The sequence below is a fragment of the Caenimonas soli genome (assembly GCF_013155545.1).
Classification (GTDB): Bacteria; Pseudomonadota; Gammaproteobacteria; order Burkholderiales; family Burkholderiaceae_C; genus Ramlibacter; species Ramlibacter soli.
Genome location: NZ_JABJVV010000030.1, coordinates 1 through 16136, shown reverse-complemented (window position 1 = coordinate 16136; position 16136 = coordinate 1). Strand labels below are relative to the sequence as shown.

Annotated in this window: 15 protein-coding genes; 10 read left to right on the top strand and 5 right to left on the bottom strand. The window is 64.7% G+C overall.

The window, feature by feature from the left end:
• Window positions 1-304: 304 nt before the first annotated feature.
• The gene (locus tag HNE04_RS27380; RefSeq protein WP_172226944.1) at window positions 305-541 is read left to right on the top strand and encodes a tautomerase family protein; all 237 of its coding nucleotides are present in this window, start codon (window positions 305-307) and stop codon (window positions 539-541) included.
• Window positions 542-611: 70 nt separating this feature from the next.
• Window positions 612-1565 carry a LysR family transcriptional regulator gene (locus HNE04_RS27375; RefSeq protein ID WP_172226942.1) on the top strand — a complete coding sequence of 318 codons (954 nt, stop codon included), beginning with the start codon at window positions 612-614 and terminating at the stop codon, window positions 1563-1565.
• Window positions 1566-1567: 2 nt separating this feature from the next.
• On the opposite strand, the gene HNE04_RS27370 is transcribed toward HNE04_RS27375, so the two are convergent.
• Entirely contained in the window at window positions 1568-3073 is a 1506-nt protein-coding gene (locus tag HNE04_RS27370) for a CoA transferase (protein WP_172226940.1), read from the bottom strand.
• Between the two features lie 30 nt (window positions 3074-3103).
• Window positions 3104-4063 (bottom strand): tripartite tricarboxylate transporter substrate binding protein, encoded by a 960-nt coding sequence (locus tag HNE04_RS27365; protein WP_172226938.1) that lies wholly within the window; start codon window positions 4061-4063, stop codon window positions 3104-3106.
• 150 nt (window positions 4064-4213) lie between these two features.
• Here HNE04_RS27365 and HNE04_RS27360 point away from each other — a divergent pair, with 150 nt between their 5' ends.
• The 3 genes from HNE04_RS27360 to HNE04_RS27350 are packed head-to-tail and all read left to right on the top strand — an operon-like array spanning window position 4214 to window position 6994.
• Window positions 4214-5395 (top strand): acetyl-CoA C-acyltransferase, encoded by a 1182-nt coding sequence (locus HNE04_RS27360; protein WP_172226936.1) that lies wholly within the window; start codon window positions 4214-4216, stop codon window positions 5393-5395.
• Window positions 5395-6003: a flavin reductase family protein gene (locus tag HNE04_RS27355; protein ID WP_172226933.1), complete on the top strand. Its 609-nt coding sequence runs from the start codon at window positions 5395-5397 to the stop codon at window positions 6001-6003. Before HNE04_RS27360 ends, HNE04_RS27355 begins: the two co-directional genes overlap by 1 nt.
• Before the next feature lie 13 nt (window positions 6004-6016).
• Window positions 6017-6994 carry a Bug family tripartite tricarboxylate transporter substrate binding protein gene (locus HNE04_RS27350; protein ID WP_235965473.1) on the top strand — a complete coding sequence of 326 codons (978 nt, stop codon included), beginning with the start codon at window positions 6017-6019 and terminating at the stop codon, window positions 6992-6994.
• A gap of 15 nt (window positions 6995-7009) precedes the next feature.
• Here HNE04_RS27350 and HNE04_RS27345 read toward each other — a convergent pair whose 3' ends face one another.
• A complete protein-coding gene (locus HNE04_RS27345; protein ID WP_172226930.1) occupies window positions 7010-8506 on the bottom strand; it encodes an AMP-binding protein in 1497 nt (498 codons plus the stop codon).
• The gene (locus HNE04_RS27340; protein WP_172226927.1) at window positions 8503-9099 is read right to left on the bottom strand and encodes a 2-hydroxychromene-2-carboxylate isomerase; all 597 of its coding nucleotides are present in this window, start codon (window positions 9097-9099) and stop codon (window positions 8503-8505) included. Before HNE04_RS27340 ends, HNE04_RS27345 begins: the two co-directional genes overlap by 4 nt.
• 117 nt (window positions 9100-9216) lie before the next feature.
• Here HNE04_RS27340 and HNE04_RS27335 point away from each other — a divergent pair, with 117 nt between their 5' ends.
• Genes HNE04_RS27335 through HNE04_RS27315 form a run of 5 tightly spaced genes read left to right on the top strand, consistent with a single transcriptional unit; the run spans window position 9217 to window position 15160 of the window.
• The gene (locus HNE04_RS27335; protein ID WP_172226924.1) at window positions 9217-11016 is read left to right on the top strand and encodes an acyl-CoA dehydrogenase C-terminal domain-containing protein; all 1800 of its coding nucleotides are present in this window, start codon (window positions 9217-9219) and stop codon (window positions 11014-11016) included.
• A 25-nt stretch (window positions 11017-11041) separates the two neighbouring features.
• Window positions 11042-11704 carry a 3-oxoacid CoA-transferase subunit A gene (locus HNE04_RS27330; protein WP_172226921.1) on the top strand — a complete coding sequence of 221 codons (663 nt, stop codon included), beginning with the start codon at window positions 11042-11044 and terminating at the stop codon, window positions 11702-11704.
• Entirely contained in the window at window positions 11701-12345 is a 645-nt protein-coding gene (locus tag HNE04_RS27325; protein WP_172226918.1) for a 3-oxoacid CoA-transferase subunit B, read from the top strand. Before HNE04_RS27330 ends, HNE04_RS27325 begins: the two co-directional genes overlap by 4 nt.
• Window positions 12342-14816, top strand: a complete 2475-nt coding sequence (locus HNE04_RS27320) for a CoA transferase (protein WP_172226915.1) — start codon at window positions 12342-12344, stop codon at window positions 14814-14816. Before HNE04_RS27325 ends, HNE04_RS27320 begins: the two co-directional genes overlap by 4 nt.
• Window positions 14817-14848: 32 nt before the next feature.
• Window positions 14849-15160, top strand: a complete 312-nt coding sequence (locus tag HNE04_RS27315) for a putative quinol monooxygenase (protein ID WP_172226912.1) — start codon at window positions 14849-14851, stop codon at window positions 15158-15160.
• A gap of 61 nt (window positions 15161-15221) precedes the next feature.
• On the opposite strand, the gene HNE04_RS27310 is transcribed toward HNE04_RS27315, so the two are convergent.
• On the bottom strand, window positions 15222-16136 hold a 915-nt coding region (locus HNE04_RS27310), incomplete at its 5' end, for an NAD(P)(+) transhydrogenase (Re/Si-specific) subunit beta (RefSeq protein WP_172226909.1).

The following is a 16136-nucleotide window of genomic DNA, read 5'->3' as shown; positions in this document are numbered from 1 at the left end:
CTGAAGCTCGCCGGTGACAGCCACTTCAAAGCTGTTCTTGGCGACGTCGACCCCTACATAAACGGGTTCACTCATAGCAGTTCTCCAGCTCCCAGCCTTACGAATACGAAATGTGTTCGGTCAACCATTCGGGATGCAGCAGAACAAAGAGACCACCACCGTGCGCCCTTTGCTTTGATACGAGCTCGGGCTCGCAGGAGACACAGGCTGCGCGGCAGTGAGTCAACCGGTTCAGCAATCAAGACTGTCGACCACGTCTTGACCACTGAAGTTTGAAGTATTTGAAAGATATAAGGAGAGAATCATGCCAATCGTCACCATTCAGGTCACCCGCGAAGGCACAAAGCCGGGAACCAGTTCAGTTACTGTCGAAGAGAAGGCTGCGCTAATCAAGGGCACCAGCGAGCTGCTTCGCGATGTGCTGAACAAGCCGCTCGATAGTACCTTCGTGATCATCGAAGAGGTCGATACCGACAACTGGGGATGGGGCGGCCTGCCTGCGCTGGAGTTCCGACGACAGCGCGCAGAGAAGGCCAAGTAGCCCCGCAATTGCCGATCCGCGAGTGAATACCTATGCTTCGGCATTCGGTGTTTCACTTCGGGAAAGAGTCATGGATCGGATCGACGCGATGAAGGTCTTCGTGGCCGCGGTTGACGAGGGCAGCCTGGCCGGCTCGGGGCGCAAGCTCGGCAGATCGCCGGCAGCCGTCAGTCGCGCGATAGCGTTCCTGGAGGCGCACGTCGGAGCGGAACTGCTGCACCGCACGACGAGGTCGATCAAGCTCAGCGAGGCCGGCGAGCGCTACTCCGTCGCATGTCGCCGGATCCTCACCGACCTAGAGGAGGCCGACATGGCCGCCGCCGGCGAGCGATCGGCGCCGCGCGGCATGCTCACGATCACGGCGCCGGTCGCCGCGGGCGAGGAGATCCTGCGTCCTTTGCTCGACGCGTTCATGGACAAGTTTCCCGACGTGTGTGTGCGGCTGGACATGCTCGACCGTCCCGCCAACCTGATCGACGAAGGCATCGACGTGGCGCTGCGCATCGCGCATCTCGCCGACTCCACGCTGGTTGCGCTGCGGGTCGGCGATGTACGACGCGTCGTCGCGGCCTCGCCACGCTACCTCGCGCGACACAAGCGCATCATTCAACCCGCTGACCTGGCCGAGCACCAGATCATTGCGATGACGCACTTCGGCATCGACTCGTGGAATTTTCCACCGATCGACGGGTCGACGATTCCGCGAGCGGTGCAATTCACCCCGCGCTTCGTGGTCAACAGCATCCGCGCCGCCGTCGCATCCGCCGTGCAGGGGCGCGGCGTCGTGCGCATGTTCTCGTACCACCTCGCCGACGCAGTGGCCGACGGCACGCTCAGGATCATCCTCGCCGGCGACGAACACCCGCCCCTGCCGGTGCACCTGGTCTCGCCGCACAGGCGACTGTCCGTGCCGAAGGTACGGGCCTTCGTCGACTTCGCCCTGCCCAAGCTTCGCGAAGGCTTCGAGGAACGCGGCCTGGCGTGCAGCGCGCCTGCGAGCTCGCCACGCAGCCGGTCGCAATAGCGTCAACTCGGGCGGTTGAACGGCCGCCATTCCGGCTTGCTGGTGCCGCGCGGAACGAGGACGGTGTCGTAGGCACCGGGCGTGCGGGACATCTTCACCTGGTCGGTAACGCCCTGGTACCGTCCCGCCGGCGTGTCCGCCACAAACAGCTCCGGTTCCTGTTGCTGGTGTTCACCCCCCGAACCGGCGGTCTCGTGCGCATAGGCCTTGTCGAACAGGCCCAGCGAATAGAGCCAGAGTGAAACGCGCGTGAGCGAAACGTGCACGCGGTAACTGCCGCCCTCGCGGGCCCGGCGCATCAGGGCGGCGACGGCACCGGTGGTGGCGAGCCAGGCGACGATGTTGTCGTTGACCACCATTACCGGCGGCAATTGGGGCGCGCTTTCCGTGCCCTCCAGCGTCATGATGCCGCTGACCGCCCCGGCAGTCTGGTCGAAGCCTGCCCTGGAGGCCCAAGGCCCGGTTTGGCCGTGCAACGATACCGAGACATGCACGATGCCCGGTTTCACCGCGGCCGCTTCTTCCGGGGACAAGCCGACTTTCTCGAGGAAGCCATGGCGTCGATTGGCGTAGAAGACATCGGCATCGCGCAACAGCGCATGCATGCGCCCGCGGCCTTCGGCTTCGGAAACGTCGATGACGGCGGAACGCACGCCGACATTCGCGGTGGCGTACATGGTGTCGATTTCGAAGTCGCTGGGGCGCCAGATGTTCAGGACGTCCGCGCCGTGGTAGGCCATCGCGCGGCCGATCGCAGCACCGGCGATCACCCGGGCCAGCCCGAGTACCCGAATGCCATCCAAAGGGCTCGAAGGATTGACCGCGAAAGGCATGGGCGCCGACTCGCCGATCTTCTCGATCTCGATCAGCGGCAGGTCGGCCAGATGGTTCAGGTACTGCTCCTCCTGGATGAACTCCTCGATGCTTCTGAGCATGGGCATGACGACCCCGCGCTCCGAGCCCACCTTCTCCAGCTCGAGCGCATCCCAGCCGCGGATCGCCTTGATGATCCGCTGTGGGTCCTCAGAGCTCTGCAGGAGCTGCAGCGCCGATGAGCGGAGCCGGGGGTAGAGATTGAACGGCATGACCCACTTGTTGTCCCGCGTTTCGAAGAACCCCCGCATGAACGGGTTGTTGGGGTCCGCCGTGTTGCGCGGGTAGTAGCCGTTCAGCAGCTCCCACTTGCGCTCCCAGAAGGGGCACAGCCGTCGCGGCGCCTTGCGGATGTCGAGGTGAATGTCCTGCCCTTCACCCGTTCGGTGGGCCCACAAGGATGCCATGGCTGCAGACTTCGCCACGATGGCCAGGCCCGCCGCGGAAGCCAGGCGAAACACGCTCGGCACGATCGGATCGGCGCCCTCGAACGTAATCGCGCCACCGGTGGATCCGCGCTGGATGCCAACCCCCGCCAGGACCCGGTACAGGTGCTCATGAATATTGAACGGCACCGGACCCGCTGCTCGCGTGCTGATGGCCTGCTGGATGATGGAAGTCTGCTGCGTGCTCATGTCTTTTTCGCTTTCTTGTTGGCTGGTCGCCTAGTTCGTCTGGCGCAGGCCGTACTTCTCCACCACTTCCTTCTCGATCGGCACACGACCCGCCATATAGCTCTGGTACTGCTGGGTATTCATGTAGCGGACCTCGTTCGCCATGGCGTCGAGGGCAGCGAGGAAGGCCGGGTCCTTGAGCGCTTTCTGGGCAGCGTCGTGGATGATCTTGATGCGACCGGCAGCGACGCCTTTGGGCGCGGCCAAACCCCATGGGGCGAAGTCCACGATGTCCAGACCGAGCTCTTTCAGGGTGGGAGCGTTCGGGTAGCGGTTGAGCCGCTTTTCGCCATACACGGCGAGCAGCCGGAACTTCCCGGAATCGACGAAGGGCGACCAGCCGGTGGTGTCAGACAGGGCCATGATGTGTCCGCCCTGCAGATCGGTCTGCGCCGGGCCGGAGCCCTTGTAGGGCACGTGGTTCCACTCCAAGCCCAGCTTGGTGCCGATCCGCGTCATCACCTGGTGCGGGACCGACCCTACGCCGATGGTGCCGTAGCTCACCTTGCCGGGATTCTGCTTGGCATAAGTTGTGAATTCCTGGAAGGTCCTCCAAGGCGAGGAAGATTCCACGACCAGCCCGAAATCGAAGGTCGACACGCCGATCACGTAGGTGAAGTCCTTGATCGGATCGAACGTCGTCTTGGCGATGAACGGTTGGCGGATGACCGTGTTGGTCACTTGCGCCAGCGTGTACCCGTCGGGCTTGGCGTTGGCCAGCACGGCCGCACCCAGCGTGCCCGCAGCCCCCGGCCGGTTGTCCACCAGCACCGTCTGGCCCAGCTCCTTGGACATGGCCTGCGCCAGCGCCCGCAGTTGCACATCCGCAGCCGCACCTGGCGTAAAGGGACATATCAGCGTGACGGGCCGGTCCGGATATTTCTGCGCGCTTGCGATGCCGGCGCACAGGCCGAGCAGGGCCGCCGCGGCGACTTTCATCCAACGTCTCATGGTGTCTCCTTGTGACAAATGGTGGACAGAACGGGTCTGTTGCGCTCCAATCTTAACGGCGTTATATTTGATGTCAATCCTGAAAATGCAAAGGCACTAGGGGAATTCCCGTAAACCCTTGCAACAGTCAACACCAACCGAAGGACAACCATGCGCGAAGCCGTCATCATTTCCACCGCGAGAACGCCCCTCACCAAAGCTCATCGCGGCGAGTTCAACATCACGCCCGGAGCCACCCTGGCCAGCTTCGCGGTGCGGGCTGCAGTGGCGCGCGCCGACATCGACCCCGTGCTCATCGAGGACGTGGTGCTCGGCTGCGGCTATCCCGAGGGACGAACGGGACGAAACATAGGGCGGCAGACGGCCATCCGGTCGGGGCTACCGGTTTCCGTGGCCGGCACCACCATCAACCGGTTCTGCGCCTCAGGCTTGCAAGCCATCGCCATGGCGGCAGGACGGATCGTCGTGGACGGCGCGCCCGCCATCGTCGCCGGTGGTGTGGAGAGCATCTCAGGCATTCGCACCCGTGACGACGCCGAGAATGGCACGGACCCGTGGATCTTGGAGCACAAGCCCGAGCTCTATCTATCGATGATAGAAACAGCCGATATCGTCGCGGCACGCTACGGAATCAGTCGCGAGGCGCAGGATCGGTTCTCCGCCGAAAGCCAGCGCCGGACGGAAGAGGCCCAGCTCGCCGGCCGGTATCGCGAGGAGATCGTGGCCGTGACCACGACGATGGCCGTGCCCGACAAGGAAACGGGTGCCGTCACGCAGCGCGAAGTTACCGTGGACGCGGACACCTGCAACCGCCGCGGCACGACCTACGAGGCGCTGGCGAAACTGGCGCCCGTGAATGGGCCCGGCAAGTTCATCACCGCCGGCAACGCATCCCAGCTGTCTGACGGCGCGTCGGCTTGCGTGATGATGGAAGCGCGCAGCGCCGAGCGGGCCAACCTCAAGCCCTTGGGCGCTTTTCGCGGCATGGTCGTTGCCGGCTGCGAGCCCGATGAAATGGGAGTCGGGCCGGTGTTTGCCGTCCCCAAGCTGCTGCAGCGGCACGGGCTGAAGATGGAGGATATTGGCCTGTGGGAGCTCAACGAGGCGTTCGCTTCGCAAGCTGTCTACTGCCGTGACAAGCTCGGCATCCCGAAGGAACTTCTCAATGTTAATGGCGGCGGCATCTCCATCGGCCATCCCTTCGGCATGACCGGGGCGCGGCTCGCGGGGCACGTGCTCATCGAAGGCCGGCGCAGGGGCGCCAAATACGCCGTCGTCACCATGTGCATCGCCGGCGGCATGGGCGCCGCGGGCTTGTTCGAGATTTACTGATGGAGCAGCCCATCGCCGGCCTTGGCAAAGACGAGGTGTACAAGCTGCTCAATTGCATCGTGGTGCCCCGGCCGATCGCCTGGATTACCAGCGTGAACGGCGACGGCTTGGTGAACCTTGCGCCCTACAGCACGTTCACCATCGTGTCGTACGACCCTCCCCTGCTGGGAGTGAACATCCTCTCCCAGGCTGATGGCCGGCGCAAGGACACGGCACACAACATTATTGGCAGCGGCGAGTATGTCGTTCACATAGCGGACGAAACCATGGCTGCCGCGCTGCACGCCAGCGCTTTTGCGCATCCACCGCACGTCAGCGAAGTCGAGCTGCTTCAGCTTGAACTCGCGCCGTCGGCACTGGTTCGGCCGCCGCGCCTTGCGGCCGCGCCGCTGGCGCTCGAGTGCCGCCTGTCGCAGGTGATCAACTTCGGACCTGCCGCGGAGTTCGTGGTGGGCGAGGTGGTGCACATCCACTCCCGCGAGGGCCTGATCAACGACAACAAGATTCAAACCGCCGACCTTCGTCCGTTATCTCGCTTGGGCGGGCCGGTGTACGGGACGCTGGGCCGCACCATCACGATGCAGCCCGGCGGTAAACAGCAATCATGACAAGGAGACAACGATGAAGAGACGCCAGTTCGTGAAATCAGCCGTTGCGGTCCCGGGCGCGTTGGGTGCCTGGTCCGTGCAGGCCGCCCCCTTCCCCGAAAAGCCCATCCGCATCCTGCTGCCCTATGCCAACGGCAATCTGATGGACACCGCCCTGCGAACGGTCAGTGATGAAATCCGGGCCAAGACAGGCCACCAGCTGGTCATCGAGAGCAAGCCCGGCGGCGCCGGCATCATCGCGGCCCAAGGCGTCGCCTCGGCGCCGCCGGACGGATACACCCTTCTGCTGGCCAACACCGGGCTCTACGCCATCAACCCCCATACCTTCAAGAAACTGCCCTACGACCCGGAGAAGAGCTTCAAGCCGGTCACCAACTTCCTTGGCACCAGCATGGTCCTGGCCGTCCACAGCGACCTGGGAGTAAAAACAATGGCCGAGTTCGTGGCCTGGGGCAAGAGCAACCCGGGGCGCGGGTCGTTCGCCTCGTTCAGCATGGGCAATCCCTCGCACTTCGCCGGCATCATCCTGAACAAGCGCGCCGGCCTGGACCTGACCCACATTCCCTACGCGGGCACCCCGCCGGCAGTACAGAACCTGCTCGGCGGCCAGGTCACATCGGCCTTTCTGCCCCTGCTTGCCGTGGCGCCGCATGTCAAGAGCGGCAAGGTGCGCGTGCTCGGCGTGTCGAGCCCCAAGCGCTCACCCTTGCTGCCCGATGCACCAACTTTCCGCGAGGCCGGATTCCCGGATCTCGAGCGCTACCTGTGGGTTGCCGTGCTGGCCCCCGCAGGCACGCCCGACGCCATCGTCGCCACCCTCAACGAACTCTTCACGACCGCCTTGAACTCGCCGAAAGTGCGCGGCCAATGGCTTGAGATGGATTTCGAGCCTCTCCCCTCCACGCCTGCGGAGTTCCTGAGCTTCGCGCGCGAGGACACCCGGGTGTGGGGCGAAGCCGTCAAGCTTTCCGGCTTCAAGATGGAAGACTGAGCTGGCCCGGGGCCGCTAGATGCTTCGGCCCCGGCCCTGCCAGTAGCGGTCGCGAAGCAGCCGCTTCGCGATCTTGCCGCTGTCGTCGCGCGGCAGGATTTCCGCTCCCATCGACCTTGGAACTTTGTAAGCGGCCAGTTTCCGGCGCAGCCAGTCGCCGATCGCCTGGACGTCCAATTCCTGGCCGGGCGAGGGTTCGATCAAGGCGTGAAGCCGCTCTCCATACTCTTCGTCCGGGATGCCGAACACCGCGCAATCGGCGACGGCGGGATGGGTGATCAGCACGCTCTCAACCTCCGCCGGGTAGATATTCACCCCGCCCGAAATCACCATGTCGGAGGCGCGATCGCAAATGTAGAGGAAGCCGCTCTCGTCCAGGTAGCCGATATCGCCCAGCGTGATGTGGCCGCCGCGCTCGATCGCCGCGCGCGCCGCATCGTTGCCGCGGTAGCTGAAGTCGGGGAATGCCGGCTGACGCACGTAGATCAGCCCCGTTTCACCGGGCGCGCAGGGCTCGCCCGCGGCGGACACGATCCTGATCGAGGCGTCGTCGACCGGCCGGCCCACGCTGCCCGGATGCAGCATGGCCTCCTCGGAATCAATCACGGTGACCATCCCGGTCTCGCTGGAGCCGTAGCTTTCGAATATGACAGGGCCCAGCCAGCGGATCATCTCCGCCTTGACTTCGGGGGCGCACGGCGCGCCCGTCGATGCGACGAAGCGCAAGGACGAGGTGTCGTACTTCCGCCGCGTTTCGTGGGGCAGGCGCAGCAACCGCACGTACATGAGCGGCACGAGGTAGGCGGTCGTGATACGGTGCCGCTGCACGTCGGCCAGCAGCTGCTCCGCATCGAACCTTGCGGCGAGGACCACGCAGTCGGCATACTTCAGCGCGCTTTGGAAAAAGACCCCCGGCGCGCTGTGGTACACCGGCGCCGCGATCAGCGCCCTGCAGCCGTCGCGCACGCCAAAGGCTTTCGCGGCTACCGACTTCATCCGCTGCTGCTGGCGCAGGAGGTCCTCAGCCGCAACCGGCTTGCGGACGATGCCCTTGGGCCGTCCGCTGGTGCCCGAGGTGTAAGGCATGGAGCCACCCGGCGCCACGGCCAGTCCGTCGTAGGGGGCCTGCCGGCTGAGCCAGGTCTCGTAGTCGGTGCCTCGGGCTCCGCCGTCAAGTCCCAGGACCAGCAGCGTCACAGTTGCCGGAATGGCGGGAGCCACCATCTCCAGGAATTCAGCCGCCACCACCAGGACCCGGGCCTGGCTGTCCTCCAACAGGAACCGGCACTCCTGCGCCTTGAAATGCCAGTTGATAGCGCAGTACACCGTACCCGCGATCGCGCAGGCGTGGACGACATCCGCGTACTGGGGAACATTGGGCAACATGACGGCAACCACATCCCCCGCCGACAGCCCCAGGCGGGACAGTCCGCCGGCGAGTTGGCGGCCCCGCCGGTCCTGCAGCGCGGCGTCCCACACGACAGCGCCGCAGCGCAGCTCGGCATAACTCATCCGAAACTTTCTCCCGCCTCGAGATACGCGTCCAGGAGCCAAAGCCTGTCGACCCCCCAGAACAGCTCGGCGCCTACGACGCAAGTCGGGGAGCCGAATACACCCCGGGCGATGGCCTCGCGCGTCTGCTCGTTCACGGCCTCGCGCGTGGCACCATCTTCGAGCGCAGCAAGAACCGCCCCGGCGGGCACCCCGACCTTCTGCGCCACCTCGACAAGAACCTCTGCGTCTGCCAGATCGCGGCCTTCGCCCCATTGCGCATGCAGCATCGCCTTGGCGAACGCTCCAGTCAGATCCGCCGGCGCCGCCTGCAAGGCGCGGGCCGGAGGCAGCGGCTGCGGCTCAAAATCGACGCCCCTGAAAGGATGTCCCGCCACAGCAGCTAGGCGCCTGACATCGCGGCGGATATAGTCGCTTTTCAACGGAGTCCGCATGACAGGGGGCAGCCCCATGACCTTCACGACGAGGACCCCCAGGCGAAAAGGCTTCCACTGCAATTGCCGGCGATGCGCCTCGGCCAGGGCTTCGATATGTAGCGAGGCCAAATACGCGTACGGTGAGATGAAGTCGAAGTAAAAATCGATCGGATTCACGTCCATCGCATCCGGGTGACGAAGAACTTCCCATTATTACACCGTTAATTTTAAGCGGACTGCAGCTTTTTCTAATTCTGCTTGACACACGTCTTACCATCGTTAAGATACGTGCTCATGCCGCACTACGCCCCACCCCTGCCCGAGTTCCAGTTCCTCCTGCAGGAGGTTTTCGACTATGAAGCCACCGTGACTGCGCTGCCCGGGCTGCAGGACGCCACTATGGACATCGTCCTCGCAGCGCTGGAGGCGGCGGGCGCGTTCTCCAAGAACCTGCTGCTCCCCATCAACCTGGACGGCGACCATGAGGGTTGCGCCATGGCCCATGGCAAGGTTTTCACGCCCAGTGGCTACAAGCAGGCATACGGCGACTTCAGGGAAGGCGGTTGGCCGTCACTGGCCGGCGATCCGAACTACGGAGGACAGGGATTGCCGCTGTCGCTTGCCCTGTTTGTCCGCGAATTCATAGCTTCCGGTTCCATGGCCTTCGGAATGTACGGAGGGCTGTCGCAGGGTGCTTACCGGGCGATTTCAGCCCACGGCAGCGATTTCCTCAAGAGCCTGTTCCTGCCACGGCTGATCGACGGTAGCTGGACCGGAACGATGTGCCTCACGGAGCCGGAATCCGGCTCGGACCTCTCACAGCTTCGCACCCGCGCCGTCCCGGAGGCGGATGGCACCTATCGGCTCACCGGCGCCAAGATCTTCATCTCGGGCGGTGACCATGACCTGGCAGACAACATTGTCCACTTGGTGCTGGGCCGTTTGCCCGATGCGCCGCCCGGAACCCGGGGCATCAGCCTTTTCGTCGTCCCCAAGCTCTGGCCGGCGGCCGGTCAAGACTCCGCAAGCCTGACGGACAACGGCGTCATCTGCAGTTCCATCGAACACAAGATGGGAATCCGGGCCTCCGCGACGGCCGCCCTCAACTTCGAAGGAGCCCGTGGCTGGTTGCTGGGCGAGCCCCACGGCGGGCTGCGCGCCATGTTCACGATGATGAACTCCTCGCGCGTCGGGGTTGCCGTGCAGAGCGTCGGCGTCGCCGAGCTCAGCTTGCAGAACGCGCGCTCCTATGCGCTGGAGCGCCGGCAGGGGCGCGCTCCGCAGCCGGCCGGAGCGAAGCCGATTGGCGGCACAAGCGACCCGATCATCATGCACCCCGACGTCCGCAAGAACCTGCTCACCATGAAGGCCCTGGTCGAAGGATGCAGGGCCTTGTATGTCGAGCAGGCCATGGCGCTCGATGTGAGGGCCCGCCACGCGGACGCTGCCGCGCAGGAGCGCGCGGACTCCGACCTGGCTTTGATGACTCCTGTGCTGAAGAGCTTCATCAGTGACTGCGCGGTCGAGACAACGCGGCTGGGCATTGTGATCTATGGAGGCCATGGTTACGTCCACGAGAACGGCATGGAACAGTTGCTGCGCGATGCCAGCATAGTCCCGCTTTACGAAGGCACCAACGGCATCCAGGCGATCGACCTCGTCACCCGCAAGATACCGGCGGACGGAGGCCGGGCGGTCAACGATTTCCTTGAACGGGTGCTCATGAGCATCAACGCCCTGCGCGGACGCTCTGAACTGGCCGCGGTGTGCGCCAAATTGGGTGAATCGCTGATTCACCTCCAGCAAGCGACGCTGTTCATGCAGGATCGCGTGAAGTCCGATCCGGTCACGGCGGCGGCGGGCGCGAGCGATTACCTCCGCATGTTCGGCCTGGTGGCCTGCGGCCATGCCTGGTTGCGTATAGCCGCCGCGGCACTGCGGGCCCGGGGTGGACAGAGCCCGACCTTCTACAAGGGGAAGCTTGCCGCGGCCCGGTTCTTCATGAACCACCTGCTGCCCGACACAGGACGGCTTGCTTGCACGATTCGCGAGGGCGCGGCCAGCATCGTAGATCTGCAACCCGAAGAGCTCTGATGCCCACACACAAGAAAGACGCAACGTGATCAACAAGATCGTCAATGCGCTGGACGATGCGCTGGAAGGCATCGGGGACGGCGCCGTTGTGCTGATCAGCGGCTTCGGCGACGCCGGCACGCCGCACCAGCTGATCGATGGGCTGGTCCGTCGCGGAAGCCGAAACCTGACAGTCATCACGAACAATGCCGGAGTGGGAGCGACCGGCGTAGGAGCCCTGCTGGCCGCGGGCCAGGTTCGCAAGCTGGTGTGCTCGTTTCCGCGTGCCATCGGCGTGTCGGTCTTCGATGACTTGTACGCAAAGGGGACGGTCGAGCTGGAGCTCGTTCCCCAAGGAACCTTGAGCGAACGGATCAGGGCGGCTGCGGCTGGCGTCGGTGGTTTCTTTGTACGGACGGGAGCGGGAACCCTGCTCGCCGAGGGAAAGGAGACACGCATGATCGACGGCGCGCTCCATGTCTTCGAGACGCCGTTGAAGTGCGACGCCGCGCTCATCAAAGCCGAGCGGGGTGACCGTTGGGGCAATCTCACCTATCGGCTGTCCGCACGGAACTTCGCCCCCGTCATGGCGCCGGCGGCACCCCTGACGATCGCCCAGGTCCGGCAAGTTGTTCCGCTCGGCGCCATAGCGCCGGAAGAGGTTGTCACGCCCGGTATTTTCGTGGACAGAATCTGGAGGGCATCATGACCAAGGATTACCGGCAGCAAATCGCGCAGCAGGTTGCTCAGGACCTGCCCGATGGGTCATACGTCAATCTGGGAATCGGGCTGCCCACGCTGGTGGCGAACTACCTTCCCGCGCAGCGGGAGATCGTCTTCCAGAGCGAGAACGGCCTGCTGGGTGTGGGGCCCGCGCCCGAGCCCGGCCTGGAAGACCCCGAACTGGTGAACGCGGGCAAGATGCCTGTGACCCTGCTGCCCGGCGCCTCCGTCTTCCACCATGCCGACTCCTTCATGATGATCCGGGGCGGCCACATCGACTTCGCGTTGCTGGGGGCGTTCCAGGTCGCCATGAACGGCGACCTTGCCAACTGGACTACCGGCGCCGACGCGAAGCCACCGGCTGTCGGCGGCGCCATGGACCTGGCAGCAGGGGCCAAGTCGGTATGGGTAATGATGGAGCACTGCACGCGTGACGGAGCGCCAAGACTGCTGGAAAAATGCAGCTACCCGATCACTGCCGCGGGCGTGGTCAAGCGCATCTACACGGAACTTGCGGTGATCGACGTGCGCGACGGATTCGCCGTCACCCGGCTTGCCGACGGGGTAGCGTTCGGGGATGTCCAGAAGCTGACAGCCGCGCCACTTCGGCTGGAGCTGCGCAAGTGAGGGCTCCGCTGGAGGGCGTGCGCGTCCTCAACCTGGGAGGTATCTGGGCCGGCCGAGTGGCTGCCATGCTCCTGGCCGACCAGGGCGCCGAAGTCATCGAAATCAATCGACCCGGACGGCCGCCGCAAAAAGAGGACGCCTTGCTTTCGCGCGGCAAGCAAACGCTGACGCTCGACCTCAAAGCGGACGCTGGCCGGCGCGTTGCCTGGGAACTGGTATGCGGCGCCGACATCATCTTGGACAACCTCGGCCCACACCGCGCGGCAAGCTTCGGCTTGGACCCGGCGGCATTGTGCGAGACGAACCCTCATCTCGTCTATGTATCCATTCCAGGTTTCGCGAGCTCAGCGCCGGAAGGCGAATTGCGGGCGTGGGAAGGGACCGTCAACGCCTCGGTCGGCGTCTATACCGACTTGCATGCGACCGGGGCGCTATTGGGATCGGACCCCATCTACACGGCCGTGCCGATGGCCTCCGCATACGGAGGCGTGCACGCAGCCATAGCCGCAATGGTGGCGTTTCTGCGACGGCTGCAGACTGGCCATGGCCAGCAGGTGGAAGTGCCGCTGGCGGACGCGTTGATGTCGGCGATGGCGCTGCTGGCCATGCGGATCGAAGGCCAGCCACAGCGTTTTGACCTGCCCGCTATCGACAAGGCCATGACAGAGGTCGCATTCCCCATCCTGCGGGACTTGTCCGCTCATCTGACGAGCGAACACCGCACTACTATCGGACAGTACCTGCAGCGATTTGCAAAGCCCTTGTTCAGCCACTACCGCTGCGCCGACGACCGGCAGGTCTTTGTCAACGCGCTGGATCATGTCCACCATTCGCGTGCCTGCCTGGAGGAATTGGGAATCCTCAACACCTTGATCGCCGAAGGCATGGTGCTGGCCAATCCCTACGAAGAAAGTGGCGCCGGAAACAACATCGCGAACGCCGCGACAATGAGCATATCGTGGGCCAGGCGCGTGCAGCAGCTGATGGCGCAACGCTTTGCCGCCGCGACCGCGGATGAATGGTCCGTGCGGCTGCAGCAGGCGGGCGTGCCCTGCGCCAAGGTCCAAACCACGGCCGAGTGGCTCGAGGATGCCGCCGCGCGCGAGGCTGGCTGCGTGGACAGCGTGCCGGGCCCGGATGGACCCCGATGGCAGGCGGGTCGCTTCCTGTCCCTGGACGGACCCGGCGTGCATTCGCCCGAACTGCGCCGCCCCATCGACGCTTGCGCCGCTGAGGGCTGGAGCCAGCGCAAGCCACTTCCCCAGCCAGGCACGAGGGCCGATCCGAACTGCCGGCTGCTCGAAGGGGTCCGTGTACTGGACCTGTCCAACGTCATCGCCGGCCCCGTCAGCACGCGAACCTTGGCGGAGTACGGGGCGGACGTCATTCGTGTTGACTCTCCAGCGCCCCAGGCCGGGCCACGCATGACGATGTGGTTCGGCCTGGACGTTAACCAGGGCAAGCGCGCGCTGATATTGGACCTGAAGTCGGCGAAAGGCAGGGAGGTGCTCGAGCGCCTGGTGCGGCAGGCGGACGTCGTCGTGCACAACTTCCTCGATCCTTCACTCGAGGACATCGGCCTTACCGAGCAGCAGCTCAGTCGGATCAACCCCAACGCCATCTGCTGCCAGGTGACCGCCTGGGCGGGGCCCAGGGGCGGTCCGCGCAAGGACTATCCGGCGTTCGACCCGGTGCTGCAGGCTGCAACCGGTATCACTAGCCGCTACGGCAGGCCCGATGCGCCGGTCATGCACGGTGTGGCGTCTTGCGTGGATTACATCAGCGGATTCACTGCGGCGCTGGGTATCGTCCAGGCCTTGGTGGCGCGAGCCCTTGGCCAGCCGGTCCGCAGCGTCCAGACTTCATTGGCAATGGGTGCCCAGCTGGTGCAGTTTCCTTACGTAGCACAAGGTCCGGTTGCAACGCATGAGGTCAGCGGGCAGCAGCAAAAGGGATCGGCCCCCTGGCACTCGATGTACCGCACGCGGTCGGACTGGGTATTCCTCGCATGTCGGCAGGAGGTTCTGGTGGCAGTGGCGCGAGCTCTCGACGCCACCGGAGCTGAGCAGGACGCCATCTCGAAGGCGCTCGCGAATCAGGACCTGGACTGGATCCGCGGCCGCTTGGGACGATTGCCGGTCAACGTCGTGCCCGTGAGTTCGCTTGAAGCGCTGCGGATCGAATCCCTGATTGCAGCGGACAGCGAATCTCCCATCGACTCGACTGGGCGGTCCACGCCAATGGTGGAATTCGACCACCCCGCCGGGTACAGGACCACACTACCGCTTCCGAGCTGGAGCCGCGGAGGGGCGCACCCTCTGAAGCGGCTGCGCCCGGCCCCGATGCCTGGCGCTCATACGGCCAGTGTGTTGGGAGAGGCTGGTTACTCAGGCGAAGAAGTCGAGGCGCTTTTCGCGGACGGGGTGGTCAGGAACCGCTGGGCCGTGCACCAACACTACCTTCCGCGCTAGCGCACGCATACGCATAAAGAAAGGCAAGACCCATGATCCACGTAATCGCCATCATCACTGCCGTCGAGGGGGCGCGGGCGGACCTCCTGAAGGAAATTCGCGGGAATCGCGCGGCGGTCCTGGAGGAGCCGGGATGCATCGAATACAGCGTTGCCGTCGACGCCGCGACGCCCGCCCCGGTCTGGTCTGCTTTCGGGCCGGACGCAATTGTCATCATTGAAAAATGGGAAAACCGCGCAGCCTTGAAAGCGCACGCCGTCGCGCCCCACATGGTCGCGTACGCCGCCCGGGTGAAGAACCTGGTGGCGAGCAGGGCAATCCACGTGCTCGACCCTGCTCTGTAAACAAGGTGAGAACACGGCCTGAAGGCCGTGTCCATGGGTGGTGTTTCGCCCAGGCGACTTTTTACTCAATGGCCTTGCCCATGTCCTCGACCACCTTCTTGGCATCGCCAAAGACCATCATGGTCTTGTCCATGTAGAACAACTCGTTGTCCAGCCCGGCGTAGCCGGCGGCCATGGAGCGCTTGTTCACGATCACGGTCTTGGCCTTGTACGCCTCCAGGATCGGCATGCCGTAGATCGGGCTGCCCTTGGTGAGCGCCGCCGGGTTGACCACGTCGTTGGCGCCCAGGATGATGGCCACGTCGGCCTGGCCGAACTCGCCGTTGATGTCCTCCATCTCGAACACCTGGTCGTAAGGCACCTCGGCCTCGGCCAGCAGCACGTTCATGTGGCCCGGCATGCGCCCGGCCACCGGGTGGATGGCGTACTTCACCGTGATGCCCTTGTGTTTGAGCTTCTCGGCCAGTTCGTTGACCGCGTGCTGCGCGCGAGCCACGGCCAGGCCGTAGCCCGGCACGATGATCACGGTCTCGGCGTTGGCCAACACGAAGGCCGCGTCGTCGGCCGAGCCGCTCTTGACGGGGCGCTGCGCCGTGCTGCCCGTCGCGGCCTGCCCGGCCTCGCCGCCGAAGCCGCCCAGGATCACGTTGAAGAAGCTGCGGTTCATCGCCTTGCACATGATGTACGAGAGGATCGCACCGGAGGATCCCACCAGCGAGCCGGCGATGATCAGCATGGAGTTGTTCAAGGAGAAGCCGATGCCCGCGGCCGCCCAGCCCGAGTAGCTGTTGAGCATGGACACCACCACCGGCATGTCGGCCCCGCCGATCGGGATGATGATCAGCACCCCCATCACGAAGGACAGCGCCAGCATGGCGAAGAAGGCCGGCCAGTTGCCGGTCGCCATGAACACCAGGCCCAGGCCGATGGTGAGCAGGCCGAGGGCCAGGTTGAGCTTGTGCTGGCCGGCAAACAC

Coding starts and splice junctions, on each gene's coding strand:
- HNE04_RS27375 (WP_172226942.1), top strand. CDS start 612: ATGGATCGGATCGACGCGATGAAGGTCTTCGTGGCCGCGGTTGACGAG.
- HNE04_RS27380 (WP_172226944.1), top strand. CDS start 305: ATGCCAATCGTCACCATTCAGGTCACCCGCGAAGGCACAAAGCCGGGA.
- HNE04_RS27345 (WP_172226930.1), bottom strand. CDS start 8,506: ATGAGTTATGCCGAGCTGCGCTGCGGCGCTGTCGTGTGGGACGCCGCG.
- HNE04_RS27350 (WP_235965473.1), top strand. CDS start 6,017: ATGAAGAGACGCCAGTTCGTGAAATCAGCCGTTGCGGTCCCGGGCGCG.
- HNE04_RS27360 (WP_172226936.1), top strand. CDS start 4,214: ATGCGCGAAGCCGTCATCATTTCCACCGCGAGAACGCCCCTCACCAAA.
- HNE04_RS27335 (WP_172226924.1), top strand. CDS start 9,217: ATGCCGCACTACGCCCCACCCCTGCCCGAGTTCCAGTTCCTCCTGCAG.
- HNE04_RS27365 (WP_172226938.1), bottom strand. CDS start 4,063: ATGAGACGTTGGATGAAAGTCGCCGCGGCGGCCCTGCTCGGCCTGTGC.
- HNE04_RS27370 (WP_172226940.1), bottom strand. CDS start 3,073: ATGAGCACGCAGCAGACTTCCATCATCCAGCAGGCCATCAGCACGCGA.
- HNE04_RS27325 (WP_172226918.1), top strand. CDS start 11,701: ATGACCAAGGATTACCGGCAGCAAATCGCGCAGCAGGTTGCTCAGGAC.
- HNE04_RS27355 (WP_172226933.1), top strand. CDS start 5,395: ATGGAGCAGCCCATCGCCGGCCTTGGCAAAGACGAGGTGTACAAGCTG.
- HNE04_RS27315 (WP_172226912.1), top strand. CDS start 14,849: ATGATCCACGTAATCGCCATCATCACTGCCGTCGAGGGGGCGCGGGCG.